Origin of the sequence: Pseudoalteromonas sp. T1lg48 (assembly GCF_002964785.1) — a bacterium.
GTDB lineage: Bacteria > Pseudomonadota > Gammaproteobacteria > Enterobacterales > Alteromonadaceae > Pseudoalteromonas.
This window is the reverse complement of the sequence record NZ_PQCC01000002.1, coordinates 439,356-464,412: the sequence shown is the minus strand read 5'-3', so window position 1 is coordinate 464,412 and position 25,057 is coordinate 439,356. Positions and strand designations below refer to the sequence as shown.

Annotated in this window: 23 protein-coding genes and 2 tRNA genes; 11 read left to right on the top strand and 14 right to left on the bottom strand. The window is 45.0% G+C overall.

Annotated features, from left to right (window positions below):
* The first annotated feature begins 659 nt into the window (after positions 1 to 659).
* On the top strand, positions 660 to 1,784 hold the full coding sequence (locus C2M29_RS03985) for a DNA cytosine methyltransferase (protein ID WP_105188495.1): 1,125 nt from the start codon (positions 660 to 662) through the stop codon (positions 1,782 to 1,784).
* Here the strand turns inward: C2M29_RS03985 and C2M29_RS03980 are convergent.
* The 11 genes from C2M29_RS03980 to cutA all read right to left on the bottom strand — a co-directional run bounded on the left by C2M29_RS03980 (position 1,781) and on the right by cutA (position 13,246).
* Positions 1,781 to 2,863, bottom strand: a complete 1,083-nt coding sequence (locus C2M29_RS03980; RefSeq protein ID WP_105188494.1) for a restriction endonuclease — start codon at positions 2,861 to 2,863, stop codon at positions 1,781 to 1,783. The two genes, C2M29_RS03985 and C2M29_RS03980, sit on opposite strands and share 4 nt — an antisense overlap.
* A 373-nt stretch (positions 2,864 to 3,236) precedes the next feature.
* Positions 3,237 to 5,753 carry a DUF3987 domain-containing protein gene (locus C2M29_RS03975; RefSeq protein ID WP_105188493.1) on the bottom strand — a complete coding sequence of 839 codons (2,517 nt, stop codon included), beginning with the start codon at positions 5,751 to 5,753 and terminating at the stop codon, positions 3,237 to 3,239.
* 12 nt (positions 5,754 to 5,765) lie between these two features.
* Positions 5,766 to 5,990: a helix-turn-helix transcriptional regulator gene (locus tag C2M29_RS03970; protein ID WP_199774851.1), complete on the bottom strand. Its 225-nt coding sequence runs from the start codon at positions 5,988 to 5,990 to the stop codon at positions 5,766 to 5,768.
* A gap of 97 nt (positions 5,991 to 6,087) precedes the next feature.
* The gene (locus tag C2M29_RS03965; protein WP_105188492.1) at positions 6,088 to 6,840 is read right to left on the bottom strand and encodes a hypothetical protein; all 753 of its coding nucleotides are present in this window, start codon (positions 6,838 to 6,840) and stop codon (positions 6,088 to 6,090) included.
* Between the two features lie 20 nt (positions 6,841 to 6,860).
* Positions 6,861 to 8,075, bottom strand: a complete 1,215-nt coding sequence (locus C2M29_RS03960; RefSeq protein ID WP_105188491.1) for an integrase domain-containing protein — start codon at positions 8,073 to 8,075, stop codon at positions 6,861 to 6,863.
* Between the two features lie 174 nt (positions 8,076 to 8,249).
* Positions 8,250 to 8,326: transfer RNA gene (locus tag C2M29_RS03955), tRNA-Ile, on the bottom strand.
* 233 nt (positions 8,327 to 8,559) lie between these two features.
* A complete protein-coding gene (accC, locus tag C2M29_RS03950) occupies positions 8,560 to 9,900 on the bottom strand; it encodes an acetyl-CoA carboxylase biotin carboxylase subunit (RefSeq protein WP_105188490.1) in 1,341 nt (446 codons plus the stop codon).
* A gap of 27 nt (positions 9,901 to 9,927) precedes the next feature.
* Positions 9,928 to 10,380 (bottom strand): acetyl-CoA carboxylase biotin carboxyl carrier protein, encoded by a 453-nt coding sequence (accB, locus tag C2M29_RS03945; protein ID WP_105188489.1) that lies wholly within the window; start codon positions 10,378 to 10,380, stop codon positions 9,928 to 9,930.
* A 25-nt stretch (positions 10,381 to 10,405) separates the two neighbouring features.
* Positions 10,406 to 10,858, bottom strand: a complete 453-nt coding sequence (aroQ, locus tag C2M29_RS03940; protein ID WP_105188488.1) for a type II 3-dehydroquinate dehydratase — start codon at positions 10,856 to 10,858, stop codon at positions 10,406 to 10,408.
* Positions 10,859 to 11,096: 238 nt separating this feature from the next.
* Positions 11,097 to 12,914, bottom strand: a complete 1,818-nt coding sequence (locus C2M29_RS03935; protein WP_199774855.1) for a protein-disulfide reductase DsbD — start codon at positions 12,912 to 12,914, stop codon at positions 11,097 to 11,099.
* 11 nt (positions 12,915 to 12,925) lie between these two features.
* A complete protein-coding gene (gene cutA / locus C2M29_RS03930; protein WP_105188486.1) occupies positions 12,926 to 13,246 on the bottom strand; it encodes a divalent-cation tolerance protein CutA in 321 nt (106 codons plus the stop codon).
* 140 nt (positions 13,247 to 13,386) lie between these two features.
* Here cutA and C2M29_RS03925 point away from each other — a divergent pair, with 140 nt between their 5' ends.
* The 4 genes from C2M29_RS03925 (at position 13,387) to C2M29_RS03910 (ending at position 16,688) form a co-directional block, all read left to right on the top strand.
* A complete protein-coding gene (locus C2M29_RS03925; protein WP_105188485.1) occupies positions 13,387 to 13,881 on the top strand; it encodes an FxsA family protein in 495 nt (164 codons plus the stop codon).
* A gap of 113 nt (positions 13,882 to 13,994) precedes the next feature.
* Positions 13,995 to 14,282, top strand: coding sequence for a co-chaperone GroES (locus C2M29_RS03920; RefSeq protein ID WP_105188484.1), 288 nt, complete (start codon positions 13,995 to 13,997; stop codon positions 14,280 to 14,282).
* A gap of 58 nt (positions 14,283 to 14,340) precedes the next feature.
* Positions 14,341 to 15,984, top strand: a complete 1,644-nt coding sequence (gene groL / locus C2M29_RS03915; RefSeq protein ID WP_105188483.1) for a chaperonin GroEL — start codon at positions 14,341 to 14,343, stop codon at positions 15,982 to 15,984.
* Positions 15,985 to 16,175: 191 nt separating this feature from the next.
* The gene (locus C2M29_RS03910; protein ID WP_105188482.1) at positions 16,176 to 16,688 is read left to right on the top strand and encodes a DUF3016 domain-containing protein; all 513 of its coding nucleotides are present in this window, start codon (positions 16,176 to 16,178) and stop codon (positions 16,686 to 16,688) included.
* A gap of 84 nt (positions 16,689 to 16,772) precedes the next feature.
* Here the strand turns inward: C2M29_RS03910 and C2M29_RS03905 are convergent, their stop codons facing one another.
* Positions 16,773 to 17,072: a prephenate dehydrogenase gene (locus tag C2M29_RS03905; RefSeq protein ID WP_105188481.1), complete on the bottom strand. Its 300-nt coding sequence runs from the start codon at positions 17,070 to 17,072 to the stop codon at positions 16,773 to 16,775.
* Positions 17,073 to 17,191: 119 nt separating this feature from the next.
* Between C2M29_RS03905 and C2M29_RS03900 the strand changes: the two genes are divergently transcribed.
* Positions 17,192 to 17,404 (top strand): hypothetical protein, encoded by a 213-nt coding sequence (locus C2M29_RS03900; RefSeq protein ID WP_105188480.1) that lies wholly within the window; start codon positions 17,192 to 17,194, stop codon positions 17,402 to 17,404.
* Positions 17,405 to 17,446: 42 nt separating this feature from the next.
* Here C2M29_RS03900 and epmB read toward each other — a convergent pair whose 3' ends face one another.
* Positions 17,447 to 18,463 carry an EF-P beta-lysylation protein EpmB gene (gene epmB, locus C2M29_RS03895; RefSeq protein ID WP_105188479.1) on the bottom strand — a complete coding sequence of 339 codons (1,017 nt, stop codon included), beginning with the start codon at positions 18,461 to 18,463 and terminating at the stop codon, positions 17,447 to 17,449.
* A 42-nt stretch (positions 18,464 to 18,505) separates the two neighbouring features.
* Here epmB and efp point away from each other — a divergent pair, with 42 nt between their 5' ends.
* Together efp and epmA are read left to right on the top strand one after the other, a co-directional pair.
* On the top strand, positions 18,506 to 19,072 hold the full coding sequence (gene efp, locus C2M29_RS03890) for an elongation factor P (protein WP_105188478.1): 567 nt from the start codon (positions 18,506 to 18,508) through the stop codon (positions 19,070 to 19,072).
* Between the two features lie 97 nt (positions 19,073 to 19,169).
* Positions 19,170 to 20,150 (top strand): elongation factor P--(R)-beta-lysine ligase, encoded by a 981-nt coding sequence (gene epmA / locus C2M29_RS03885; RefSeq protein ID WP_105188477.1) that lies wholly within the window; start codon positions 19,170 to 19,172, stop codon positions 20,148 to 20,150.
* A gap of 127 nt (positions 20,151 to 20,277) precedes the next feature.
* On the opposite strand, the gene C2M29_RS03880 is transcribed toward epmA, so the two are convergent.
* Positions 20,278 to 20,353 (bottom strand) — tRNA-His (locus tag C2M29_RS03880).
* Positions 20,354 to 20,642: 289 nt separating this feature from the next.
* Here C2M29_RS03880 and C2M29_RS03875 point away from each other — a divergent pair.
* The 3 genes from C2M29_RS03875 to C2M29_RS03865 all read left to right on the top strand — a co-directional run bounded on the left by C2M29_RS03875 (position 20,643) and on the right by C2M29_RS03865 (position 25,050).
* Positions 20,643 to 21,464 (top strand): mechanosensitive ion channel domain-containing protein, encoded by an 822-nt coding sequence (locus C2M29_RS03875; RefSeq protein WP_105188476.1) that lies wholly within the window; start codon positions 20,643 to 20,645, stop codon positions 21,462 to 21,464.
* 19 nt (positions 21,465 to 21,483) lie between these two features.
* A complete protein-coding gene (locus C2M29_RS03870) occupies positions 21,484 to 22,263 on the top strand; it encodes a DUF481 domain-containing protein (protein WP_105188475.1) in 780 nt (259 codons plus the stop codon).
* Between the two features lie 90 nt (positions 22,264 to 22,353).
* Positions 22,354 to 25,050, top strand: a complete 2,697-nt coding sequence (locus tag C2M29_RS03865; protein ID WP_233998344.1) for an SLBB domain-containing protein — start codon at positions 22,354 to 22,356, stop codon at positions 25,048 to 25,050.
* Positions 25,051 to 25,057: the final 7 nt, after the last annotated feature.

Sequence of the window (25,057 nt, the reverse complement as noted above, 5' to 3'; positions counted from 1 at the left end):
TTCGGGGCGTAATTCACAAGAAAGAGTAGGAAAAATGGTGGCCCCACCTGGACTCGAATTGCTGCCTTAGTATTTTGATTTTATTATGAAAGGTAATCAAATTAAAAGAAGGATGTTACTTGTGGTGTTACTAAAAAATTGGGTTTAAAGCGCTTGTTTTACTCGCCCAGTCTTACAATAGAACGTAGCCAATCTAGCTATTCGGCGAAGCAAGTAGACAGATTTCATAATTTACTCTCTGTTGCTTCTCCCCGCAATCAGCGTACCCCCCAAGCTAGTCACTTGTAAAAAAGAACCTACTAAGGGGTAGGTTATGTAGATAAGTTACTTGCAACAAGCTCATTAGAATAGATAGTAAAATAAATCTAATAGACTGAGAGAGCGATAGCAATTCAAACATTGAAAATGCTCTAGGTAAACCTGCCATCGCTTGCCATTTTTGTTCTTGCTACTTTCAAGCCGAAGATTATTACCTTGATAGGTTGCTTAACGCCTAGAAAAGATTAATAAAGGACGTTTACATGCACTAGATTGAGCGGTTATTTTGAGTACATTAAAAGACGCCTTAGATTTAGGGGGACTTTACCACTAATCAAAGCTAAGACTTCGTGATAACATCAGTGCATTAAAATTCAGATAAGTTGCAGTAGCTACATTTTATGTCTAACCCAATATTGTTTTCATTCTTCTCTGGCTCGGGCTTTCTAGATTTAGGTTTTGAAACTAGTGGGTTTAATGTGGCATTTGTGAATGAATACCACACCCCATTCCTTGAGGCCTACAAGTATTCTCGTGCCCATATGGGCATTCCAGCTCCACAGTTTGGGTATAGTAACTCGAGTATCGAAGAGTTTTTATCAGGCACCCAGGGAGGCGAGTTCTCAAAGATGGTTGAGACAGCTAAACAATCTGGATCACTTGTAGGATTTATTGGTGGACCGCCATGTCCAGACTTTTCAGTTGGAGGAAAAAATAAAGGGAAGGATGGTGAGAATGGTAAGCTAACCAAAACTTATATCGATCTTATCTTAAAGGACCAACCTGATTACTTCATATTTGAAAATGTTAAGGGCTTATGGCGTACCAAGAGGCACCGTGAGTTTTATGAAGAGATGAAAGAAAGGTTAACGGCCGACGGATACGTTATCACTGATAGGTTAACGAATGCTATTGAGTATGGTGCACCTCAAGATCGTGATCGCATTTTGATGTTTGGAATTAAAGTAAATAAAGTAGCATCCAAGTTGAACGGCAATAGCTTGACTGAATGCTTTGATTGGGACTCGAATATTTCTGTTGATAGAAACGATGTTCTCAAAAAAGAGTTATGGCCACGTGAGGAGCCTTTTGAGGAGGGATCTGTAACGGACTTTTCGGCTTATATCTCAAAAGACCTCAAACCATTCACAGTGCAACATTGGTTCGAGAAAAATAATGTTGATTCGCACCCCAATGCAGATAAGTTCTTTCAACCCAAGTCAGACAAGTTTGGTGTTATTAAAGAAGGTGATGACTCCAAGAAGTCATTCAAAAGGCTACACCGTTGGCGCTACTCACCTACGGCGGCTTATGGGAATAATGAAGTCCACCTTCATCCATACAAAGCAAGAAGGCTAAATGCGGCAGAAGCTTTGGCAATCCAGTCTCTGCCAGCTGAATTTCATTTCCCTGCCACCATGACGTTAAGTGATATGTTTAAAACAATTGGTAATGGCGTCCCGTTCTTGGTGTCGTCGGGGTTAGCAAAAACGGTCGCCAAGTTTCTAAAATTGTATGCTGGCTAGTTCACATCCTCAAGGAAGGTATGCAAGAACTTGATATTGTCTATTCCTTTTAGTTTGCGTTGGCATAGTAGGTAAAGGTCTTCTACTGCTGAATAAGGAAGAAACTTTACATTCATACCTTCAAATTGAGGCTTACTTGCTTTTTGCATTACTTGAGAACGCATTTCATCTGGCGCAACGATTATGTATGTCATATGTGCAAGCTCTGGGGCTTCTTCTTGGAAGCCTTTCATCCTAGTTAACCCTGATGTGATCCCAGTACTGTGTTCAATTTCAATAATTGCAGGTATTTTCTTACCCTCCTCATCAAACCAGATAATATCAATGAGTTCACCTGAGGGCGCTGCCCGATCATAGCCTCGTAACGCACTGGCGTTAGATAGGTCTTTGATCACAGAATCTAGTTCGATAAGTTTCTGACCATTGTATTCAATACTGTGATCATTCTTAGCAACCCAAGATTTTAATCCCATTGCTTCGGCGCACTTAATTAGCAGAACTTGGATATGAGCATGTCTGCGCTGAATATTTAGCTCGGCTTTGTTCTTCGCGTTCTCTTGATGATTCAACAGCAAGGAATCAATCAGAAACTCTCGCTCGATGTCACTAATAACCATATTATTGACTTCTTTTATGCCAATCTGACCTTTGGGATGTGGGTCGTCAGGACTGTAAATAATATGCTTGTGACCATTTTTTACTTCAGTTATTTCACCAGTTCGTTCTAATCGTCCTGGATAACATAAATAATATTTTTCTGTATGTAATAGAAGTGCTTCTAAGGCTGACCTAGTGTTGTAACTCGCACCAAATACGCGGTCAATATTAATGGGGTAGTTTGGCTTAATGGCGTTTGCCAATCTCCATAACATCTGAGACGAAATCGTTTCCTCTTTTTGAGTATCAAATGATTCCCCTTTGTTGGGATCGCACCTTTTTATACTGATCGGTCCTTCAGGAATTTTCACATGTAAAATTTTGATCTTGGTTTTTGTTTTTGGGTTCGGGTAGTCATAAATGACATTCTTGTCTAGTGAGTTAATAGCCATAGCCAAGTTAGAAGCTGTTACTTTTTCCATAAAACATATCCTTATTGTAAAAAGCGCTGGTCAAATGTGACGTGTATGCGTTGGAAAGTCCAGTTTTTTGATTTTTATGATGTTTTATTGAACGGTACTTTTTTGTGGGCTTGCGTGCCTCATGAAGACTTACTCTTTTGCTGTAAATATTTAAGGTTCACTACTACACGGTTTTCTTGAAGCAGGTATTCTTAATTGACTAAGTCTCTCTTTGTCCGCTTTTGGCACATTGAAATCCGTCAGGGGGAGTTGCAGCGAGGAGGCAATAGTTAACTCAATTCCAAAAAATAATGCAGGCCTAGGAGAGACCTACATAACCTACCTAAGGTGTAATCTTACCCTAAAGTCGGTTATGTAGGTTGGACCGTGACAATTAAAACTCGTCAATTAACGACGGGTGCTTGTAATAAGCCTTGTAGGGTTTCAACCCCTTGGGAGTTACAGTTATTTCATGTAGATATCCGTGCCTTACTAAAAGCTCTAAAGCTAACCGCCTATCTTCACTACTTTTTAAACCTTTCCAACCATTCCTTGTAAAGTCAGACATTTGAAACGGGTTGGATAGGTTATCAATTTTTCCTAACAACGATGTGGCACTCTCAATATTGTCGTCAGTTAAGGCGTAAATACGTTGAGCATGACTCTGTAAATACCCTAGCCACCATATGGCTTTTTTGAGTGAGCTAACACTAATTTCACGTGATTCAGGTGCTTCAATCAGGTTGGTTAATAGGGCCAGCTTAGCAAGCAAGGTAGCATGTTTGCCGATTACAGCTTGCCATGATTCATCTGCTGATTCAGCTTCACTATGCAATAACTCATATTGATGGTTATAAGCCTGTTGCGCCTCAGGTGAGAACTTAAAAACTAATTGCTTACCATCCTCTGGATCTGGGATCTCGGCAATCTTGTTTAGGGCTTCTTGCGCTTGTGATTTTGCAACTTTATCGGGCGACTTATCTACACGTTTCGTACCTAGGTTATCGGGATAGACTGCTAACTGAATTCGCTCTAGGAGACCATCATCGGTAGAGCCTTTGCGTCTGCTATTGAGATGCGGTAAAAGTTTGCTCGGTTGGATAGAGCCCATAACAGACAATACCGTTCGCTCTAGTTTGACATTGTCTCGTGTAATGCGCTCTTGAGAGTAAGGAATATTTTTTGCGCTGAAGCATTCTAGAAAAAATGCTCTTTCATGCGCTCTGTCTTGAGCGGTCATTGATGAGAGCCAAGCAGTTAATTCATCTCTGTATTGCAATACACCGTAAGGGTTGTTCTCAAGCCTGAGAGCAAGTGCTTCTGCGGTACAATCGTTTATAACTACATTGCGGAACTGGGGCTTAATAAGGGCTTCTTTTGTTTCCGGCTCGGCTAATAGTTCAAGCTTTTCATTTCTACTAAGCTTAGAGTTAATGTCAAAGATTACCTTTTTAGCTTTAGCTTCAGCAGCTTTCTCTTCAAGCTTGTTAAGCTTTATTTCCGCATCATAAACTCTCACTTCTGCTGCGTATTCATCGTGAAATTTCTTTTGTATGGGGTTTAGTAAGGCGAGCACTGCGGACATGGCAGGCGTTTTTTTTGCAGAAGGCTTACCCACAGCAGCAGCCCATAAAGTAGGAGTTTCTGTCCACCCACTGTCAAACTCTTTTGGTTGTACCGCAACTCTTGCGCCAACTAAACCCGCGGTTAAAGTCATAAGTGCAACTCCCACGTAGTCGGGGCTTGTGTTATCCATACGCTCAGCTACATCTTTGGCGAAATCAATATAAGGGGCCGGGAGCATTTCACAATCAAATGGTTTAACTGGCAGAAGCTTTGTCTTTATTGGTAACGGTCGCCTTTCAATGAACTCTTTAGGTAATTGGAAAGGCTGATTTGACGATACCTGGGTCACACTTTTAAGGTTGCAGGTGTTGAAAGAAGCAAAATCAACATCACTGAGGTCTTCCTCATATGACCAATTCTTAGTATCAGTTGCCAGCTTAAATATATACTCAAGCTCAATGTTATTGGCTGTCTGGCCGCGGCGGCTATCGCAATCATTCCAGAATTGAACCTGACGCTGGTGGTCGTATTTTTCGCTTTGCTGTGACCAGTTGCACCATAGTTGGAATGCCTGTTTCCCGTTGCTGTCGTGAAGGGCAAACCCCACATTGCGCCAGGTATCATGATCATCAGTATCTAAAACAGCTAAGGCGCTTTCGATCTTCTCGATTAGCCCGGTATCAAGGTTAAGTAGCCCCTCAATTGGGGCTTTAAATTCGGCCTTTTCCTCAAACTCTGGCTTAACCACCAAGTCGAGAATGGCTTGGTCGGCTTCCTCAAAGTCGATGTCACCAATGCCTTGATCGGCCACAAACGCATAGCCGACTGAGGGCGCGATCACCACATAGCCGCCATCGCCGCGAACGTCGATCCCCTTGGCTAGTACGTTGGTGCGGGTGGTCACTTTCTGGCCCTCGGGCATCTTGTAGAAAATGTGCATCCCGCCGTTTTGGGTGCGCTGTACCGGGGTGTTGTAATCGTCAAGCATGTGATCGTCTTTGAACGTTTCCCATGCCCTCAAGCCATCCTGTTTGGTGTCTACATCAATGGCAAAAATGCCTGACCTAGCGCCAGTGACTAGGCCAAGGTTGCAATTGGGAAAAGCTTTTAGCCAATACTGGATTATGTTTTCATCGGTGGTGGCGGCTGTCAGCCCGTTTTTGATTCGCGGGTGCTTCCCTATGCTTTTACAGTCAGGGTCATTGCATGAACACATACCGTCAGCAATTTTATGATGCAGAGGGAAAACGGCTAGGCCTTTCGAAGCATAAAAAAGGGCGGCGTCTAACATAGAGGTATTATTGAACATCATGTTTACCTCCGAACTTTTCAGCTCTTGCTTCATGTAGCTCCCGGACTAAAGCTTTAATTTCATTTTAGAGTATCCAAGTACTAATGCTTGATTGACTGCGATAATCTCATCTTTAAGCCAGGCAACGGCTCTAGGGCCTAATTTTACTGGTTTTGGCATTAGCCCTTGCGCAACTTTTCGGTAAAAAGTTGGCACGGAAACAGTCGCCAGTCCTGCGGTTTCATTGATCTTTATGAATAAGGGGTTGTTGTTTGTATTGCATGGTTCCATATTGAATTACCTCATTGGTTATGTGTATTCGATATGGAATTTATGGTGTTAATGCTGACAGGTGTGGCAACTGCCAAACTTAGTTGGCAATTGCCAGTTATTCGTCATGTAATCGCAATGCTTCTGATATTTTTTTTCTTGCATTTGTGTCGCCTAATCCCGTTTGATCATCTGGATAGTAGGGTTGTAGGGATTCCTCTACTTTAGAGTAATTAATATTTTGACCATGATAAAAAGTCGACGGTTGACCTGCTGCGATATACTTTATTGCTGCACCAAGAAGCTTCAGAACGGTTCGCATTTCTTTCTTATGCTGATGAGGGATCTTGGTTGGCGTCGGGGGAGCAATATCCTCTTCTACCCCCATTACTATTCCAGCCTGTGTACCTGTATCTACGCTTGATTTGGATAGCTCTAATTTAAGGGTTTTGAGTGTTGTGCCAAGTATCACTAAGTCTTTCATTTCTAGCACCGCGGGTGATGTATCGGAACAGTATTCACGTGCGGATAGGGAGAGTGAGTAGCCTTCCAGTTGTGCGAGAGGGGCTTTTATTGAACCATTTCTGGCTAGGTGCGCAATATTATTACCGGATAGAAATGCGATCCTCTTGTGGGGCTCTTCAACATAATTTGGTTTATCGCATGTGTGATATGGTTCTGAATCAATTGAGAAGCGATATCCGCTTTCCAAGTCAAACTTTCGCATAATCTGATCTTGGATTACCCAGTCAAAGCCAATTTGTATTTGCCCAGTAATCCCTAGGTGGATTAAAAAGTCACGGGAACAATCGAGAATATTGCTAGCCTCATCTAGGCTATACCATAGCTTTTTTAATAATGATTTTGACATGTTTTTCTACTACAGATTGGTTAGGCGGCACTCAGCGTGCCTTGGGATGCTTTAAGGATGTATTCAGACCACCAGCACATTATTTCTTGGCGCTGGCTTAGGTATTCTGCGCGGTTATAGGCTCTTCTGACGTCATTTCTATCGCTATGAGCAAGACAGGCTTCGATAATCTCAGAGAGGAAGCCATGCTCGTTTAGCACTGTGCTGGCAAGCGAGCGCAACCCGTGGGCTACTAACTCCCCTTTAAAGCCCATTCTTTTAATTGCTACATTAGCGCTTGAGCTATTGGCGTGCTTTTTAGGATCTAAATGACCGGGGAAAACAAAACGTCCAGCTCCGCTAATAGTTCGCATTGTGTCGAGTATTTTTAAAACGTGGGGTGAAAGGGGGATAGCATGGGGCTTTTTCATTTTCATGCGCTCAGCTGGAATAACCCAAAGCCGTTTTTGCAAATCAATATCTGCCCACTCTGCTGAAGCTGCTTCGATAGGCCGGGTCATTGTGTGTAGCTGAAACTCGATGAGTAACCTAGTTGTTATGGAAGTGTTTGAGTTGGCCAAAGCCTTCATAAATTCAGGAAGTCGCTCTGGCTTGATACACGCCATATTTTTACTTTGTGGGGCAGGAAACAGCTTTGTCGTTTCTACTAAATAGTTGGTCGAAATTGTACCTTCCGCAATAGCTAGTCTCATGATCTCGTTTACATAGCGGCAGAGTCTTTTAACTGTTTCTAAATTGCCTCTGGCTTTTACAGGCTCTAATGCTTGGATTAGCAGTTTGGGGGTCAGATTATGGATTGGACAACTGCCCAAGCTGGGAAATAAGTGTTTTTCGACTCTACGGAAAGCTTTGTTTGCAGTTTCTTCTTTGACTTTCTGCTTTTTTAGTTGATACCAGGTATTGGCAAACTTACAGAAAGTATTTTCAATTTCACTCGCACGTTGCTTTTCTTGGTCGAGATAGTAAGTTTTGGGATCGATATCTTCGGCGAGTAAGGCACGGGCCTCATCACGTTTAGCTCGTGCTAAGGCTAGCGACAATTCAGGGTATTTACCAAAGCTGATGTTGGTTCTGGCTTTAGTGTAAGGCTTTATGTAATTGAACAACCAATGCTTAGCGCCACTGGGTTTAACGCGCACAAAGAGCCCGCCGCCATCGGCAAGGTTGTACTCTTTACTTTTAGGCTTAGCGTTACGTATTTTTGTATCACTAAGGGGAACGGTAATCTTTGGCATTGTAACACCAGACGCTGAGCTGAAGTGGGCGTGTTACAAAAAATGTTACATAGAGAGTGAGATTTCTCAATATGAAATGAGAGCTTTTGATAACTAAAATGTAAGAAAATATGTATAAAAATCAGCTTTGTAGCTAATTTATCAACATTGTTGATAATTCTTGATAAGAAAAAATGGTGGCCCCACCTGGACTCGAACCAGGGACCTAACGATTATGAGTCGTGCGCTCTAACCAACTGAGCTATAGGGCCATTTTGTATTCTCGATGCTTACCTTGTTTTATCGGATAGGAGATATCCTTAAGTAAGCGCCGAGCAGTATAAAAACTTTTCCAGGCCTTGTCACTAGCTGAAGGGGGTTTATTTAAGTTTGTAGAAATCAACTGCTTACTTATTGTCCTATCAGCCACTCACCATTGTTTTCAAAGGCTCAATACAAAAAAAGCCGACAAAATGTCGGCTTTGGCTTTGCTTAACAATTTAATTTACAGACCTAGTTTCTTCTCTAGATAGTGGATGTTAGTGCCACCATTTTGGAAGTTTTCGTCCGCTAAAATAATCTTGTGCAGTTCGGTGTTGGTCTTGATGCCGTCGATCACCAGCTCGTTAAGCGCGTTGCGCGAGCGAGCAATAGCAACATCACGGTTTTCACCGTAACAGATCAGCTTACCAATCATTGAGTCGTAATGCGGCGGTACGGTGTAGTCCGCATAAATGTGACTGTCCCAACGAATTCCTAGGCCACCGGCAGGGTGGAAGCGGGTGATTTTACCCGGCGAAGGAATAAAGGTTTTCGGGTCTTCAGCATTGATACGACACTCGATGGCATGGCCACGGATCACAACGTCGTCTTGCGTGATAGACAGCGGCTGACCGGCAGCAATTTTTAGCTGCTCTTTGATCAGGTCAATACCGGTTACCATTTCGGTTACTGGGTGCTCTACCTGAATACGGGTGTTCATTTCGATGAAATAGAACTCGCCGTTTTCATATAGGAATTCGAATGTACCGGCACCACGGTAGCCGATTTCGATACATGCACGCGTACAGCGATCACCGATGTACTTACGCATTTCCGCTGTGATACCCGGAGCTGGCGCTTCTTCCACTACTTTCTGGTGGCGGCGCTGCATTGAACAGTCACGCTCACCTAGGTGGATAGCATTGCCTTGACCATCGGCCAGTACCTGAACTTCGATATGACGAGGGTTTTCAAGGAATTTTTCCATGTAAACCATACCGTTACCAAAGAACTGCTTAGCTTCTTGCTGAGTCAGGGCGATTGAGTTTACAAGCTCTTTCTCGCTGCGAACCACACGCATACCACGACCACCACCGCCACCGGCGGCCTTGATGATCACCGGGTAACCGATGCGCTTAGCGATTTGCATGTTGCGCTCGTTGTCTTCCGTTAGTGGGCCGTCTGAACCAGGTACGCAAGGTACGCCGGCTTTACGCATGGCTTCGATAGCCGATACCTTATCACCCATCAGACGAATGGTGTCGCCCTTAGGACCGATAAAGATAAAGCCACTTTGCTCGACTTGGTCGGCAAAATCTGCGTTTTCAGAAAGGAAACCGTAGCCAGGGTGAATGGCTACCGCGTCGGTTACTTCAGCGGCGGCGATAATACGAGGAATATCCAGGTAGCTTTCGCTGGCGGCCGGTTTACCGATACAAATAGTCTCATCTGCAAGGAGCACGTGTTTTAAGTCGCGGTCTGCGGTTGAGTGAACCGCTACCGTTTTAATACCTAGCTCTTTACAGGCGCGCAACACGCGAAGTGCAATTTCACCTCGGTTTGCGATAACAACTTTATCTAACATAGTTGATGCCTTGTTTGGGTTGCGCGATTATTCGATGATGAAAAGTGGTTGATCGAACTCAACTGGCTCGCCGTTTTCAACCAGGATAGCTTTAACCGTACCGGCTTTGTCCGCTTCGATCTGGTTCATCATCTTCATCGCTTCAACGATACACAGGGTGTCGCCTACGTTCACTTTTGTGCCTACTTCTACGTATGCAGCCGCTTCAGGTGAAGAAGCCGAGTAGAAAGTACCTACCATAGGTGATTTAACCTGATGGCCAGTTGGCTGAGCTGGAGCTGCTGGCGCTTCAGCAGCAGGAGCCGCTGCAGGAGCCGGAGCGGCCGCAGGTGCAGCAACTGTGTACTGCTGTGGCATAGCCATAGGAGCCGAACTGTGACGGTTAATACGTACCGACTCTTCACCTTCGGTGATCTCTAGTTCAGCAATACCTGTTTCTTCAACAAGCTCGATTAATTTTTTAATTTTGCGAATGTCCATGAAAAACCCGCCTATTAGTTAGTTTTTAATTCGAATCTTGCAACCGGCTAACCGCTGCTTGCAGCGCGAAGTGATAGCCCATTGCACCAAAACCACAGATAACCCCTTGCGCCACATCGGAAAAATAAGAGTGGTGACGAAAGGCTTCCCGTTGATGAATGTTGCTCAGGTGTACTTCAAAGAAGGGGATGGCAACGCTTAATAAGGCGTCACGCAGGGCGACACTGGTGTGCGTAAATGCGGCAGGGTTAATAATAATGCTATCAACTTGCTGCCAGGCATGGTGTATACGCTCAATCAGGGCCGCTTCGCTATTACTTTGAAAGTGCTCTAGCTCAACATTAAGTGCCGCGGCTGCATCATTTAGTTCATCGGTGATTTGCACCAATGTCTTGGAACCATACTTGTCTGGCTCACGACGACCCAACATGTTCAAGTTTGGACCGTTGATAACTAAAATCTTAAACTTTGCAGTCATAATGCGACTAAAATCCTTTAACTTGTGAGTTATAAGCGTTTATACAAATATTAGTAGTAAACTTAAGGGTAAAAATTGCAAATAGCAAATTTTTCTCACTTTAGCGAACTATTATAGTGAGTTCGAGGAAAATAGCAGCAAAATACTGGTCTAATCACCTTGGTGAGCGAAATCTGTGGGATTAGCAAAAGAAAGGAGCGAAGTGCTCTTGTTGGCACCTCGCTATATTGGGGCTTGGTTAGCTGCCGGTATGATCACGCACTTTTTGCAGGTGCGTGGCAAAGTCGTCGGCACCCATAAAACCGGTTACCCGTAATTCGGGAAGCTCATTGCCTTCTTTGTCAAAGAACAAGATGCTGGGTAAGCCGAACACGGTAAACTGTTCCATCAACTCGATGGAGCTGTCATTGGTGTCGGTTAAATCAATTTGCACCAGGGTAAAGTGTTTAAACTGTTGTTGCACCTGCTCCTTGGGAAAGGTGTAGTGTTCAAACTCTTTACAGGCAACACACCAGTCGGCATAAAGGTCGACCATCACCAGGCCATCTGTGTCTGCCAGCAGTTCATTTAACTCTGTTAGGTCGGCAACCTGAACAAACTCGCCGCTTGCGGTTTGTTGCTGAACTTGCACCTGTTTAATGACCGTGGGAGGCCATACATAGTTTTTAACCAGCATCAAACCACTAACGAACAGAGTCATGGCCATGGCCCAAAGAATCGTTTTTCCTCTGCCCTGAGTTTGGCCACTTTGCCAATAATGCAGGTAGATGGCGGTAGCTATACTTAATATACCGGCCATAAGTAAAATCACCTCGAACGGCAAAATGCGCTCAAGCAGAATTAAAGGCACGAATAACATCAAGAAGCCGAACAGGGTTTTTACCTGCTCCATCCAGCCACCGGCTTTAGGCAGTAACTTGCCTCCGGAGGTACCCAGCAGTAACAGTGGCAGACCCATACCCAGGCTTAGGGCATACAGAGTCAGTGCACCAATCATATAATCACCGCTTTGCGCGACATATAATAACGCCGCCGATAATGGCGCAGTGGTGCAGGGCGAGGCGATCAGGCCCGAGAGCACACCCATAAGGAATACTCCGGCATAATTACCGCCTTTTTGCTTGTTGCTGACCTTGGTGAGACGCTCCATCATGCCTTGCGGCAGACGGATCTCATAAAAACCGAACATAGAGAGCGCTAACAACACAAACAGCAGGCTAAAGCTGATCAGCACATAAGGGTGTTGCAGATAACCCTGAATATGGCCACCAAAATAAGCCACTACTAATCCTAAGAGCGCATAGGTAATAGCCATACCCTGCACATAGACAAAGGAAAGGCTAAAGGCCTTACTGGTCGACAGGTGTTTTTGTCCTGCGATCAGGCTGGAAAGAATAGGGAACATGGGGAAGACGCAAGGGGTAAAGGCCAGGCCAATACCAACCACGAAAAAGAACACCAGATTAGTTACCAGGCTTTGACTGGCAAGACGTTCCGTTAGTGATTGCTCACCTTCATTATTGCTTTGGACGACCTTATCTTCTTTCTCTTCAGGTGCGTCTTGTACCATGAGCGCATCGGTCACAGCACCGGTCGTTGTTGTACTTGCAGCACCACCGATCACAGAAAGGGGGATTTCAACTACCTCGGGAGGATAACAAAGTCCGGCTTCGGCACAGCCTTGATAGCGTACCTTAACCAAGGCCCCGTCGGTAATATCACTGACCTTAATGGTAAAGCTCACGGCATTAAAATACACCTCGGTGCGACCGAAAAACTCGTCTTCAATCATTTCCCCGTCAGGCAACTGGGCGGGAGGAGTCACCGTGGCGCCTTTACCTGCAAACTCTAACTTGTGCTTATAGAGGTAGTAGCCGGGTTCGATATCCCAGCCAATAAACAGGGTTTCACCTTGTTGATCAAAGTCCAGCTTAAAGGCCTGATCAACGGGTAAAAAGGTGGTTGCCTGGGTATTGAGCAAACTATCCAGCACCGAGTTATTGGCCCAAGAGCCCGCACTAAAGGCAAAGGTGAGTATGAGTAGCCACACGCGCATTAGCAATTGCATTAATTAAGTACCTCATCCATCCAATTGAAATAGGCCAAGTTTCCTGTTGCCACATCAATAACCTGAATCTCAGGCACTTCGTAGCTGTGTAATTTTTTAATGGTTTGAATCACTTGGTTCATCTTTTCGGATTTTGTTTTGATCAGCAGCTTGGTTTCAGTTGCGGTGGTCACGTTCCCCTGCCACATGTAGATAGACTCTACCTCGGGAAGGATGTTCACACACGCAGCCAGTTTAAGCTGCACCAGTTGTTCTGCCATTGCTCTTGCTTCTTCTTTATTTGCGCAGGTTGTAAATATCAACCGATAGTGAGTAGTCATACTGAACCTTTTAGTGAGTCCTTTTTCTAACCCCCATACTAGCGGATAGCAAAGTTAAAGCCCATAGAGTGTCGACAGAAGACTTGAAAAGTGACCTTGTCAGCCGCACATTTATTTCATCGACTTAAACGAGACCCCCTATGTTTAGAGCATTATTTCTACTTTTCATCATCGTTCCTATCATTGAAATCGCTTTATTAATACAAGTGAGTGAAGTCATTGGCGGCTTCGCTACGATTGCCTTAATCGTTATCACCGCAATTATTGGCGCAAAATTAGTTAAGCAGCAGGGCGTGAGTGCAATGCGCGATGCCCAATTGCAAATGGCACAAGGGCAAATGCCGGCTGAGCAAATGTTTACCGGTATCTGTGTCATTATTGCCGGTGTTCTGTTACTGACGCCGGGAATCGTGACCGACGTATTCGGCTTCTTATTACTCACTCCGGCGGTGCGCAAACGCATGTCGGCAGCATTTGCTTCACAAGCGCAGGTGCACATGACCCAAGGTGGTGGCTTCAGTGCTCATTATCACAGCTCGCATACACGTCATCACAGTGCAGAACAGCATTCAGTGCACTCTGAACAAGGCCAATCAAACACCACAATCGAAGGTGAATTTGAGCGTAAAGAGTAAAAAATTTTTACCATTTACTCTTGGGTTTTAATTTGCTCACCCCCATAAGAGAAGACAACCAAATTTAAAGACTTTTCTGTAGTTGTTCAGAAACTGTTAGGAGAACTAAACAAATGAACATTCGTCCTTTACATGATCGCGTGATCGTTAAGCGTCTAGAAGAAGAAACCAAGTCTGCTGGCGGTATCGTGCTTACCGGCTCTGCGGCAGAAAAATCTTCACGTGGTGAAGTAGTTGCAGTGGGCAATGGCCGTGTATTGGATAACGGCGAAGTACGCGCGTTAGAAGTAAAAGCAGGTGACACGGTGCTATTCGGCTCTTATGTTGAAAAAACTGAGAAAATCGAAGGCCAGGAATACCTAATTATGCGCGAAGACAACATCCTAGGTATCGTAGGCTAACACGCCTCCCTAATGTTGAACTTAGAACCGAATTAAACAGAATTTAGAGGAAAAAATAATGGCAGCAAAAGAAGTTCGTTTTGCAAATGATGCTCGCACTAAAATGCTAAAAGGCGTTAACGTACTAGCAGATGCAGTAAAAGTAACTTTAGGTCCTAAAGGCCGTAACGTTGTTTTAGACAAGTCATTCGGCGCACCTACCATCACTAAAGACGGTGTATCGGTAGCGAAAGAAATCGAGCTGGAAGACAAGTTCGAGAACATGGGCGCACAAATGGTGAAAGAAGTTGCTTCTAAAGCCAATGATGCAGCCGGTGACGGTACCACTACTGCAACCGTTCTTGCGCAAGCAATCGTAAACGAAGGCCTTAAAGCCGTTGCCGCGGGCATGAACCCAATGGATCTTAAGCGTGGTATCGACAAAGCGGTAATCGCTGCTGTTGAAGAACTAAAAGCACTGTCGGTACCATGTTCAGACACTAAAGCAATCGCTCAGGTTGGTACTATTTCAGCAAACTCTGATTCAGAAATCGGTGACATCATTGCCGAAGCAATGGAAAAAGTAGGCCGTGAGTCAGGCGTTATCACGGTTGAAGAAGGTCAATCACTGCAAAACGAATTAGACGTTGTTGAAGGTATGCAGTTCGACCGCGGTTACCTATCTCCTTATTTCATCAACAATCCAGAGAAAGGCCAGGTTGAGCTGGATAACCCGCACATCCTTCTGGTTGATAAGAAAGTATCTAACATCCGTGAACTACTTCCTACTCTTGAAGCGGTTGCTAAAACAAGCAAGCCACTTCTAATCGTTGCTGAAGACCTTGAAGGCGAAGCACTAGCAACTCTAGTAGTGAACAATATGCGTGGCATCGTGAAAGTGGCCGCCGTTAAGGCGCCTGGTTTTGGTGACCGTCGTAAAGCCATGCTACAAGACATCGCAATCCTTACTAATGGTACCGTGATTTCTGAAGAAATCGGTCTAGAACTTGAAAAAGCCACGCTAGAAGACCTAGGTACTGCGAAGCGCGTTGTGATCACTAAAGATGATACTACCATCATCGACGGTGCGGGCGAGCAAGCTGCTATCGATGGCCGCGTAGGTCAGATCAAGGCGCAAATCGAAGAAGCAACATCAGACTACGACAAAGAGAAACTACAAGAGCGCATGGCTAAACTAGCCGGCGGTGTTGCAGTAATCAAAGTAGGTGCTGCTACCGAAGTTGAAATGAAAGAGAAGAAAGACCGCGTTGAAGATGCACTACACGCAACTCGCGCCGCGGTTGAAGAAGGTGTAGTACCGGGTGGTGGTGTTGCGCTAGTACGTGTTGCTTCTAAGATTGCTTCACTAACAGCTGATAACGAAGACCAAAACCATGGTATTAACGTTGCACTTCGTGCGATGGAAGCACCTCTACGTCAAATCGTTTCAAACGCTGGTGACGAAGCGTCAGTAGTTGTTAATGCAGTTAAAGCGGGCGACGGTAACTATGGTTACAACGCTGCAAACGGCGAATACAACGACATGATCGAAATGGGTATCCTGGATCCAACTAAGGTAACGCGTTCTGCACTGCAGTTCGCAGCGTCAGTTGCCGGTCTAATGATCACCACTGAAGCCATGGTTGCTGAAATTCCTAAAGATGAAGCAGCTCCAGATATGGGCGGCATGGGCGGAATGGGCGGCATGGGCGGCATGATGTAATCATCCCCCAGCTATCTAGCTTATAAAAAAAACCCAGCTTCGGCTGGGTTTTTTTGTGCATTGACTTAACTAGTTGCGGAAGCTACAAAAGACAATGAATGATTACGCTTGGTAACGAACTTGTAGGTTGATTTGTGATCTAAATGTATGCAAGCGGGTCTATATTTAAGCAGACTTAAACGGAGAAAATTATGAAAGTAAGTACAGTATTAGTGGCCTTACTGGCCATGGCGGCATCTGCTGCGAGCTACGCCGGTGAGGCTAAAATTAAGTGGCAGGACTTAAATGACTACGCCGATACGCGTCCAAGTAAAGAAGTGAAAAAGCCTTATCACGAGCGCTTGAAGAAAAAATTCGACAAACACTTCAATTTTGAAGCACAGAACTTGCCAGAAGGAAGCGTGTTTAATGCCGAAATAACCGACTTAGATCTGGCCGGTGAGGTGAATTTTGGTATGAATGATTTTCGAGTGATGAAGCCTATTTATATTCCGCGTATCGAGTTTAGCTATAAGCTGGTGGATAAAGACGGCAAGGTGCTTAGTAGCGGCGATGTCGACATTAAAGATATGAGTTACATGGACCGAATACGTTCCATTCATTCTGATAAAGAGTTCTATTACGACTTTCGCTTGATCAGCTCTTGGTTCCAAGACTCACTCTATCCAGAGCTAGGGATTGAGCCTCAGAAAGTCTATCGCTAATCCAATCATCTCGGCTGACGTTGAAGCAGCTTGGGTGTCTTTACAGTGTACTGGTCGGCGCTTGGCGCCGACCAAGGTCTGGCGTTATTGAGTTTTAAAGGTTGCCAACAAGGCAAGCAGGTTTTGCAGCTTGAGTACGGCTTTTTTCAAGAGGGCTTCATCAAGCTCCTCTGCATTGCTTAATGCCTCAATATCGGCTGCAACATCAAGTACATAGGGCTTAAAACGCTTGGCGGCAAAGGTAAAACCTGCATCTTCATTAAATAAGGCCTGGAATTTTCCATGGCCGTCTTTTTGTAACTGATCTAACTTTTGATCGGCGTCGAGCGCCTGACGATAGGCGAGTTTGAGGTTGTCGTTCAGTTTTTCAATAATCGAATTCATATCCAGGGTCTGTTTATCTTTGCGGGTTACTTTATGGTCAATCTAAACGCATTAGCTAAAGCTTTAGCAGATTAGGCCGATATGGTACGTTGATTCAGTTAAAAAGTCAGGTAAGGGTGATGAATATATCGGCTAGTACACTTCCGGCTATGGCAAGCCGCGGCGATGGTGCTGAGGTCTATAGTGCGGCGCTGGCGAAAGGGCATCAAGAACTTCAAGGTCAGGCGGCATTGGCGCTCATTGAGTCGGCCACGAATGTCACCCCAAGCGCGCAAAGTGAAAATACCGGCGTTACGTCTACCCTGGGTAATCATATCAATATCCGGGTTTAGGCTGACTGACTAGCCGGTGGATCCCGCATTATGCGGGCTTTTTTATGGCTCTAGGTGCAGGTCAATGGGCGTTTTGCTGTGCTCGCCACCAATTTCTCTTACCAGCTTGGGTACTAGAAAGCCGGGCAGGGCGCTCAGCATTTGCGCCATAAGCGCCTTAGCTTCTGCATCACTGACCTCAAAATGAGCGGCACCTTGTACCTTGTCGAGCTGATGTAAATAGTAAGGGAGGATCCCTATTTCGAATAAGCGCTCGCTTAACGCTACCTGTGCATCGGTGTTGTCATTTACCTCTTTGAGCAGCACCGCCTGATTCAACTGAGTCACGCCAGCTGCTTTGAGCCTGGCGCAGGCGTTGGCAAAATGCTCGTCTATCTCATTTCCGTGATTAATATGGTGCACAAACACCACCTGCAATCGGGTGTTTGCGAGGGTATCGCACAGTGTCTCTGTGATACGAACGGGAATCGTCACCGGCAGGCGGGAATGAATGCGTAGACGCTTGATGTTAGGCAGAGCCTCAAGTTGCGCTATAAACCAGGCGATATGCTCGTCCTTGGCCATTAACGGATCGCCGCCGCTTAGGATCACCTCGTTTACCTCATTATGTGCGGCGATATACGCCAGCTTTTCTTCTAAGGCAGCGCGATTGAGCTGATTATCGGCGTAGGGAAAGTGGCGACGAAAGCAATAGCGGCAATTAATGGCGCACGCCGATTTAAATACCAAGAGTACCCGGGAGCGATATTTATGCAGCAAGCCGGGTTGCGTATTGTCTTGCTCGGACAGTGGATCCGTGCTGTAGCCGGGGACCTGATTAAACTCCTGGCGGCGCGGTAAAACCTGTAATAACAAGGGATCACGGGGATCGCCCTTTTTCATTTTGGCAATAAAGGGGCGTGGCACGCGCAGGTTAAACAGGCTTCTCGCCTCGTTGTCTGGGAGGAAGTCTGCTTCGGGTAATTCGAGTAGTGAGAGTAACTCTTCAGGGCGAGTAACCACCTCGGCCAATTCTTTTTGCCAGTTTTTATGCAAATTTACTTCGATTCTTTGTATCATTGACAGGTTAATTACTCGAGAAATTGTTTATTAGAGGACAAGATGGCGAATTATAGCACCAACGAGTTCAAGGGTGGCCTTAAATTTATGATGGACGGCGAGCCTTGTAGCATCCTTGAAAATGAGGTTGTTAAGCCTGGTAAAGGTCAAGCGTTTAACCGTGTAAAAGTACGTAAGCTGATCTCTGGTAAGGTTTTAGAAAAAACCTTTAAATCTGGCGAGACGGTGGAAGGGGCCGACGTAATGGATACCGATCTGGCGTATCTTTACACCGATGGTGAGTTCTGGCACTTCATGAACAACGACACCTTTGAGCAGATCGCTGCAGACGAAAAAGCGGTTGGCGACAACGTGAAATGGTTGGTTGAAAACGATTCATGTACCATCACTCTGTGGAACGGTAACCCGATTGCCGTAACTCCGCCTAACTTTGTTGAGCTGGAAGTAACGGATACAGATCCGGGTCTAAAAGGTGACACAGCCGGTACTGGTGGTAAGCCAGCAACCCTTAGCACGGGTGCGGTAGTTCGTGTTCCTTTGTTCATTCAAATCGGTGAAGTGATCAAGGTTGATACGCGCTCTGGCGAATATGTAAGCCGTGTAAAATAAGCGCTATTGGCGTTACAATCCCTTCGGGATAAGCCCAGCCCGGCAAGCCGCGCTGGGATTTTTTATGTCTCAGCTTTGCAAAGTGAGGAAAGAACCAATGAGTCAGCAAGATGTTTTATGGCAACCCAGTGCCCAGATTGATACGTTAAAACAGCGTGCAACTATTTTGCGGCAAATTCGTGAGTTCTTTTTTTCGCGTCAGGTCATGGAGGTGGATACGCCGACCTTATCACAGGCGAGCGTGACCGATGAGCATCTGCAAAGCTTTGCCACCGAATTTGTTGGTCAGGGTTATGCTCAAGGCTTACCCATGTACCTACAAACTTCGCCGGAATATGCCATGAAACGTTTATTGGCGGCGGGTAGCGGCGCTATTTATCAAATTTGTAAGGCATTTCGGAATGAAGAAAACGGCCGTCATCATAATCCCGAATTTACCATGCTTGAGTGGTATCGCCCTGGGTTCGATGAGTTTGCCCTGATGGACGAAATAGATGAGCTGATGCAGTTGGTGCTCGGGACCGAGAGCGCCGAGCGTATCAGTTATCAGCAGGCGTTTGCTAAGGTGCTGGCCATAGATCCCTTAACCATCACCCTGGACGAATTAAAACAGGTCGCCACCGCACAGGGGTTTGGTGACATTGCTGCAACCGAGCGCGATGCCGATACCTTGCTACAACTGCTTTTCTGCATGGTAATTGAGCCGCAAATTGGGCAACAGCGCCCCTGTTTTGTTTATCACTTTCCCGCCTCGCAGGCCGCCCTTGCTAGACTAAACGAGCAAGACCCTCGCGTTGCCGGACGCTTTGAGCTGTATTATCAGGGCTTAGAGCTGGCCAATGGTTTCAATGAGTTGACCGACGCCAAAGAGCAGCGACAGCGTTTTGAAAAAGATAACCAAAAACGCATTGATCGCGGATTAAAGCCGGTGGCGATAGATGAAAATCTGCTTGGCGCTTTGCAGGCCGGGTTACCCGCTTGCGCCGGTGTAGCATTGGGAATAGATCGCTTGGTGATGCTGGCATGTCAAAAACAGCATATTAAAGAAGTCTTAAGTTTCGATGTTGATCGAGCTTAGTCGCTATAGAGTATGCGGGTCAGCCTGGTGGTTGGCATTTTTTAGATGCATTTTTGCTTCGAATAGAGCATCGACTTAGAAGGTATCTAATTAGGAAAAAATGGATATTTAAAAACAGAGGGGGAGATGGGGCGACTGACGAGACTTGAACTCGCGACAACCGGAATCACAATCCAGGGCTCTACCAACTGAGCTACAGCCGCCATAAAGAAGTTACACACCTCTCGATGTGTGGCGCGCATAATACATAGTTTAATTGATGTTGTGAAGAGTAAATTAGCGAGTTTTTTTCGTTTGCTGTAATTTTAATCGCCAAAGGCACGTAACTTGATAAAAAATAGGCAAAAAGCACGACCTACTTTTATTATTAGGTGAACCGCGACAATGTTTAGTTGCGGTTTATAAGAAAGTTGAGATAATTACGGATTGGGTACAACGAAGCCGTTTAATTTCGTCGTTGTATCAAACAAAAAGCGGATGATAGGAGCGCTAATGGAAACTGTAACTAACTGGATCTCGGAAAACTCGGATCTAATACTTCACTATACGGTACAATTTGTACTTGCCCTCGTTGTCTTTATTGTTGGTTTACGTATTGCTAAATGGTGTAGCAACTTAACTGAAAAGGCGTTTGCAAAGCGTAAAGTAGATAAAGCCGTTGGCTCGTTCTGCGGTAATATTATTTACGCACTTGTTTTTATCGGTACTATTTTGATGGCGTTGTCTCAAATTGGTGTCGAAACTACCTCTTTCATTGCCATCCTTGGTGCCGCGGGCTTAGCGGTTGGCTTAGCGCTACAGGGCTCACTATCAAACTTCGCTTCAGGTGTACTAATTATCATCCTTCGTCCTTTCAAATCGGGCGACTACATTGAAGCCGGTGGTAAAGCCGGTTCGGTACGCAAAATTGAAATCTTCTCAACCGAGTTAAATACACCAGACAATAAAATTATCGTCATGCCTAACTCGGCCATTATGTCAGGCGCCATTGTTAACTATTCTCGTGAACAGACCCGTCGAATCGATCTAGTGATTGGTGTAAGCTATGACGCGGATCTGAAAAAAGCCAAAAGTGTATTGAAGTCAGTGCTAGACGCCGAAAGCCGCATTTTGAAAGACCCAGCCTACACGGTTGCTGTGAGCGAGCTGGCCGACTCAAGCGTTAACTTTGTTGTTCGTCCATGGGTTAACACCGCAGATTACTGGCCAACTTACTTCGATCTAATGGAAAACATCAAGATTGAACTAGACGCTAATGACGTTGGTATTCCATACCCACAAATGGATGTGCACTTACACAAAACAGGCGAATAATTAGGGGAATATCGCTAACATGAAATTGAAGTACCTATCTTTATTAGTTGCAGCTTTTGCTGCAACTACTGTTGTAGCAGAAGAAGAGAAAAAAACCTGGGAAGCCAACGCCGAACTTGGCGCCATTATCACCAGTGGTAACACCGAAACAACGACCTTTAAAGGGGCGCTTACCGTTAAACACAATCTCGAAAAGTGGAATAACGAGTACAAATTAAGTGGCCTGTTTAAAGAAGATGAAGTTGAACAGGACGATGGCACTAAAATTACCGAGCGCACCAATGAAAAGTACTTTGGCTCGGCGCAGGGTAATTACAAATTAAACGAAAAGAATGCCCACTTATTCATTTATGGCTCATACCTGAGCGATTACTTTGGCGCCTATCGTGAGGAAGCCGTGGTATCGGGCGGTTATGGTTTACGCCTAATTGATGATGAAACCATGGTGCTTAATGCTGAATTTGGTCCTGGTTATAAGTATTTTAGATATCCAGACGACAGCACCGAGGTTGATGACAACGGTCAGTCGCTTGCCGATGAATGGGAAGGCGAAGTGATCGCGCTAGCTAAAGCCGATTATACCTGGCAGATTTCCGAAGGTGCTAAGTTTACGCAACTGCTGGCGGTGGAATATGGTGATACCAACACCAAAACCCGCTCTGAAACAGCATTGTTAACCAAAATCAATGGTTCGTTACAAATGAAGGTTGGTTTCAATGTCGTTCACAACTCTGATGTCGCTGATGACAAAGACAATACCGATACAGAAACGGCATTGACCTTAGTTTATAACTTCTAAGTGCACTTAAAACCCACGTTAAAATTGCTTTTAGCGCATTTTTTTCGTGGGTTTTGTCGTGTATGATATGTCATCTTTTTGGAGTCAAACATGCAGGGAAAAATGTTTAAGACCTACCTCGGCGTTTTATCCGCCATTTTTATCTTGTTTTATGCAACTATCGCTCAGGCGGTTAACCCCTCACCCGCGCAAATCGAGCAGTTTAAAAAGCTACCTCGCGCTCAGCAAGAAGCCCTAGCGAGGCAATATGGTGTTGACCTTGAAACTATTATGGGCAATTCGTCTAAAACAAATACCAATGACCAAGAAGTTGAAAGTACAATTGGTGAACGTAAGGTCTTAGCTGAAGAAGAGCTGCAAACACAAGAAGAGAAATTTAAGCCAAAGCAAGAAGAGCTAAAACCATTTGGCTATGATATTTTTGCCGGTGAACCAACCAGCTTTATGCCCAGTGAAAGTGCACCTGTTCCTGATGATTACATAGTACGCCCTGGCGACCAAGTACAAATTTCCCTGTATGGTAAAGAATCGGCAACGGTGGATGTAAGCATTGACCGTTCAGGCCGCTTAAGCATTCCCAAGCTAGCTCCCGTGCATGTAGCTGGTATGAGCTTTAAAGAATTAAAGTCCCTGGTTAGCGAAAAAGTCAGCAACGAGATGATCGGCGTAAAAGCTTTTGTTTCCTTAGGGCAGCTACGCAGTATTCGCGTGTTGGTGGTGGGTGAAGCTTACAAGCCAGGTAGTTATACACTGTCGTCTCTCAGTACTGTTACTCACGCGCTGTTTGCCAGCGGTGGAGTGAGTGATATCGCTTCTTTACGTAATATCGAAATTAAGCGCGGTGGTAAGATTGTTAATCATTTTGACTTGTATGACCTACTGATCAAAGGCGACAGTAGCAACGACATCATCTTAAAGCCAGGCGATGTGGTATTTATTCCACCTGTGGGTGCACAGGTGAGTGTAACCGGAGCGGTAAAGCGCCCTGCTATTTTCGAATTAAAAAAAGGCGAGAGTACAGCCGACTTGCTAGCAATGGCGGGCGGATTAAAGGCCAATGCCTACAGCGAAAAAGTGACGGTAGAACGCGCCGGCAATGGTGATTATAAGCAAATTCTATCCTTTGATTTTACTAAGACTAACTCTGGCTACACTCCACAAGATGGCGATGTAGTGCGAGTGAGTGAAACCAGTAGCGCTTACAACAATGCGGTAACCTTGATTGGCGCCGTGACGCGTCCGGGGGAATATTCTTGGCATCAGGGTAAGCGTATTGGCGATATCATAGGTTCACTCCGTGGTGCTCTGTTACCTCAAGCAGATTTGGATTACGCCATTTTGCTCCGAGAAGTGGATGTGTATGGAAATATCGAGGTATATCAATTTAGCTTAGCCAAGGCCGTAGCCGGAGATAGTAATCATAATCTGTTACTAAATGCCCGAGACAAGCTGATCGTATTTAGCCGCTTTGAGTCAAAAGCAGAAGAGCAAGATGCATTAAAGCAACTCGCGTTAACGGAAGAAGAGCAGGAACTACAGAAAAAAGTAAAACTGTGGCATCTGTTTGAGCAGCGCCAGTTTGAAGAATTTGTGGGTACGAGAAAACCACTCTTTAGTGAAGAAGAAGAGGCCGAGCTAAAAAGTAAACAAAAGCTTACAGATATTATTGCAGCGCGCTCAAAAGATGAAGAAGAGGAAATTGAATACGCAACCTTTAGCCGTAATCAACTGCTTGATAAGGTGATTAAAAAATTACAACTACAGGCAGGTGCTGGAGAACGCATCAAGTTAGTGGAAGTTAATGGTAATGTTCGTTTCCCTGGTGTATATCCGCTTGCTAAAAACATGGCTGTTAGGGAACTCATTACTGCTGGTGGCGGTTTAACCGAGTCAGCATTCTTAGATAAGGCCGAAATTACTCGTTCTAAAACCGGCACCAATGATGATATCGAGCATATAACTTTCAATCTCCAAGGGGCGTTGGACGGTTCTTTAGAGGAAAATCCACTTTTACTAAGTAAAGACAGCCTTAATATTCTTACCATCCCCAATTGGCAGGAAAATATTAAGGTCAAGGTGGAAGGAGAGGTTACCTTCCCGGGTCAGTACACCATTCGTCGTGGTGAAACTATAAAAGACGTGATTGAACGTGCCGGGGGCTTTTCAGATTTCGCTGCGTTAGACGCAGCTGTTTTTACGCGCAAAACGATCCAAGAACAAGAACGGGCTCAAATTGAACGTTTAACAAACGAATTGCGTCGCGACCTTGCTTCAAAAAGTTTCGAGTACTCACAAAATAGCGTCAAACTTTCTTACGATGAGATGGCTATGTTGATTTCTGATTTATCACAAATGCCAACCTTGGGACGCCTAGTTATTAACTTAGATGATATTTTAGCTGATAAACAACAGCTTGTGCTGCAAGATGGCGATGCGCTCTATATACCTTCAAAGCGTGATTCAATAAGCGTGATTGGTGAAGTTAATTATGCGACCTCCCACCTTTACAATCCGGATACAGGTGTAGATGCCTATATTCGTCTTAGTGGTGGTACCAAGGCACGTGCGGATGAAGAGCGCATTTATGTGATTAAGGCTAATGGCTCTGTTTACATCCCAGAAAATAAAGGCTGGTTTGCTGTAAACACTAGTCATCAACTTGAACCGGGCGACACTATAGTCGTGCCCATGGATACCGCGCATATGGATAGCCTTACCCTTTGGAGCTCGGCAACGCAGATTTTCTATCAGCTTGGTGTGGGTATAGCTGCTATTAGCGGTATTTAAGGAATAG

Bases quoted from the DNA above. Each gene is read 5' to 3' on its own strand.
- C2M29_RS03980 (WP_105188494.1), bottom strand. From the start codon at position 2,863: ATGGAAAAAGTAACAGCTTCTAACTTGGCTATGGCTATTAACTCACTA.
- C2M29_RS03870 (WP_105188475.1), top strand. From the start codon at position 21,484: ATGAAATTGAAGTACCTATCTTTATTAGTTGCAGCTTTTGCTGCAACT.
- C2M29_RS03875 (WP_105188476.1), top strand. From the start codon at position 20,643: ATGGAAACTGTAACTAACTGGATCTCGGAAAACTCGGATCTAATACTT.
- C2M29_RS03935 (WP_199774855.1), bottom strand. From the start codon at position 12,914: ATGCGCGTGTGGCTACTCATACTCACCTTTGCCTTTAGTGCGGGCTCT.
- groL (WP_105188483.1), top strand. From the start codon at position 14,341: ATGGCAGCAAAAGAAGTTCGTTTTGCAAATGATGCTCGCACTAAAATG.
- C2M29_RS03925 (WP_105188485.1), top strand. From the start codon at position 13,387: ATGTTTAGAGCATTATTTCTACTTTTCATCATCGTTCCTATCATTGAA.
- epmA (WP_105188477.1), top strand. From the start codon at position 19,170: ATGAGTCAGCAAGATGTTTTATGGCAACCCAGTGCCCAGATTGATACG.
- C2M29_RS03975 (WP_105188493.1), bottom strand. From the start codon at position 5,753: ATGAAGCAAGAGCTGAAAAGTTCGGAGGTAAACATGATGTTCAATAAT.
- cutA (WP_105188486.1), bottom strand. From the start codon at position 13,246: ATGACTACTCACTATCGGTTGATATTTACAACCTGCGCAAATAAAGAA.
- C2M29_RS03900 (WP_105188480.1), top strand. From the start codon at position 17,192: ATGAATATATCGGCTAGTACACTTCCGGCTATGGCAAGCCGCGGCGAT.
- C2M29_RS03920 (WP_105188484.1), top strand. From the start codon at position 13,995: ATGAACATTCGTCCTTTACATGATCGCGTGATCGTTAAGCGTCTAGAA.
- C2M29_RS03985 (WP_105188495.1), top strand. From the start codon at position 660: ATGTCTAACCCAATATTGTTTTCATTCTTCTCTGGCTCGGGCTTTCTA.
- C2M29_RS03865 (WP_233998344.1), top strand. From the start codon at position 22,354: ATGCAGGGAAAAATGTTTAAGACCTACCTCGGCGTTTTATCCGCCATT.
- C2M29_RS03965 (WP_105188492.1), bottom strand. From the start codon at position 6,840: ATGTCAAAATCATTATTAAAAAAGCTATGGTATAGCCTAGATGAGGCT.
- C2M29_RS03970 (WP_199774851.1), bottom strand. From the start codon at position 5,990: ATGGAACCATGCAATACAAACAACAACCCCTTATTCATAAAGATCAAT.
- accB (WP_105188489.1), bottom strand. From the start codon at position 10,380: ATGGACATTCGCAAAATTAAAAAATTAATCGAGCTTGTTGAAGAAACA.
- C2M29_RS03905 (WP_105188481.1), bottom strand. From the start codon at position 17,072: ATGAATTCGATTATTGAAAAACTGAACGACAACCTCAAACTCGCCTAT.
- aroQ (WP_105188488.1), bottom strand. From the start codon at position 10,858: ATGACTGCAAAGTTTAAGATTTTAGTTATCAACGGTCCAAACTTGAAC.
- efp (WP_105188478.1), top strand. From the start codon at position 18,506: ATGGCGAATTATAGCACCAACGAGTTCAAGGGTGGCCTTAAATTTATG.
- accC (WP_105188490.1), bottom strand. From the start codon at position 9,900: ATGTTAGATAAAGTTGTTATCGCAAACCGAGGTGAAATTGCACTTCGC.
- epmB (WP_105188479.1), bottom strand. From the start codon at position 18,463: ATGATACAAAGAATCGAAGTAAATTTGCATAAAAACTGGCAAAAAGAA.
- C2M29_RS03960 (WP_105188491.1), bottom strand. From the start codon at position 8,075: ATGCCAAAGATTACCGTTCCCCTTAGTGATACAAAAATACGTAACGCT.
- C2M29_RS03910 (WP_105188482.1), top strand. From the start codon at position 16,176: ATGAAAGTAAGTACAGTATTAGTGGCCTTACTGGCCATGGCGGCATCT.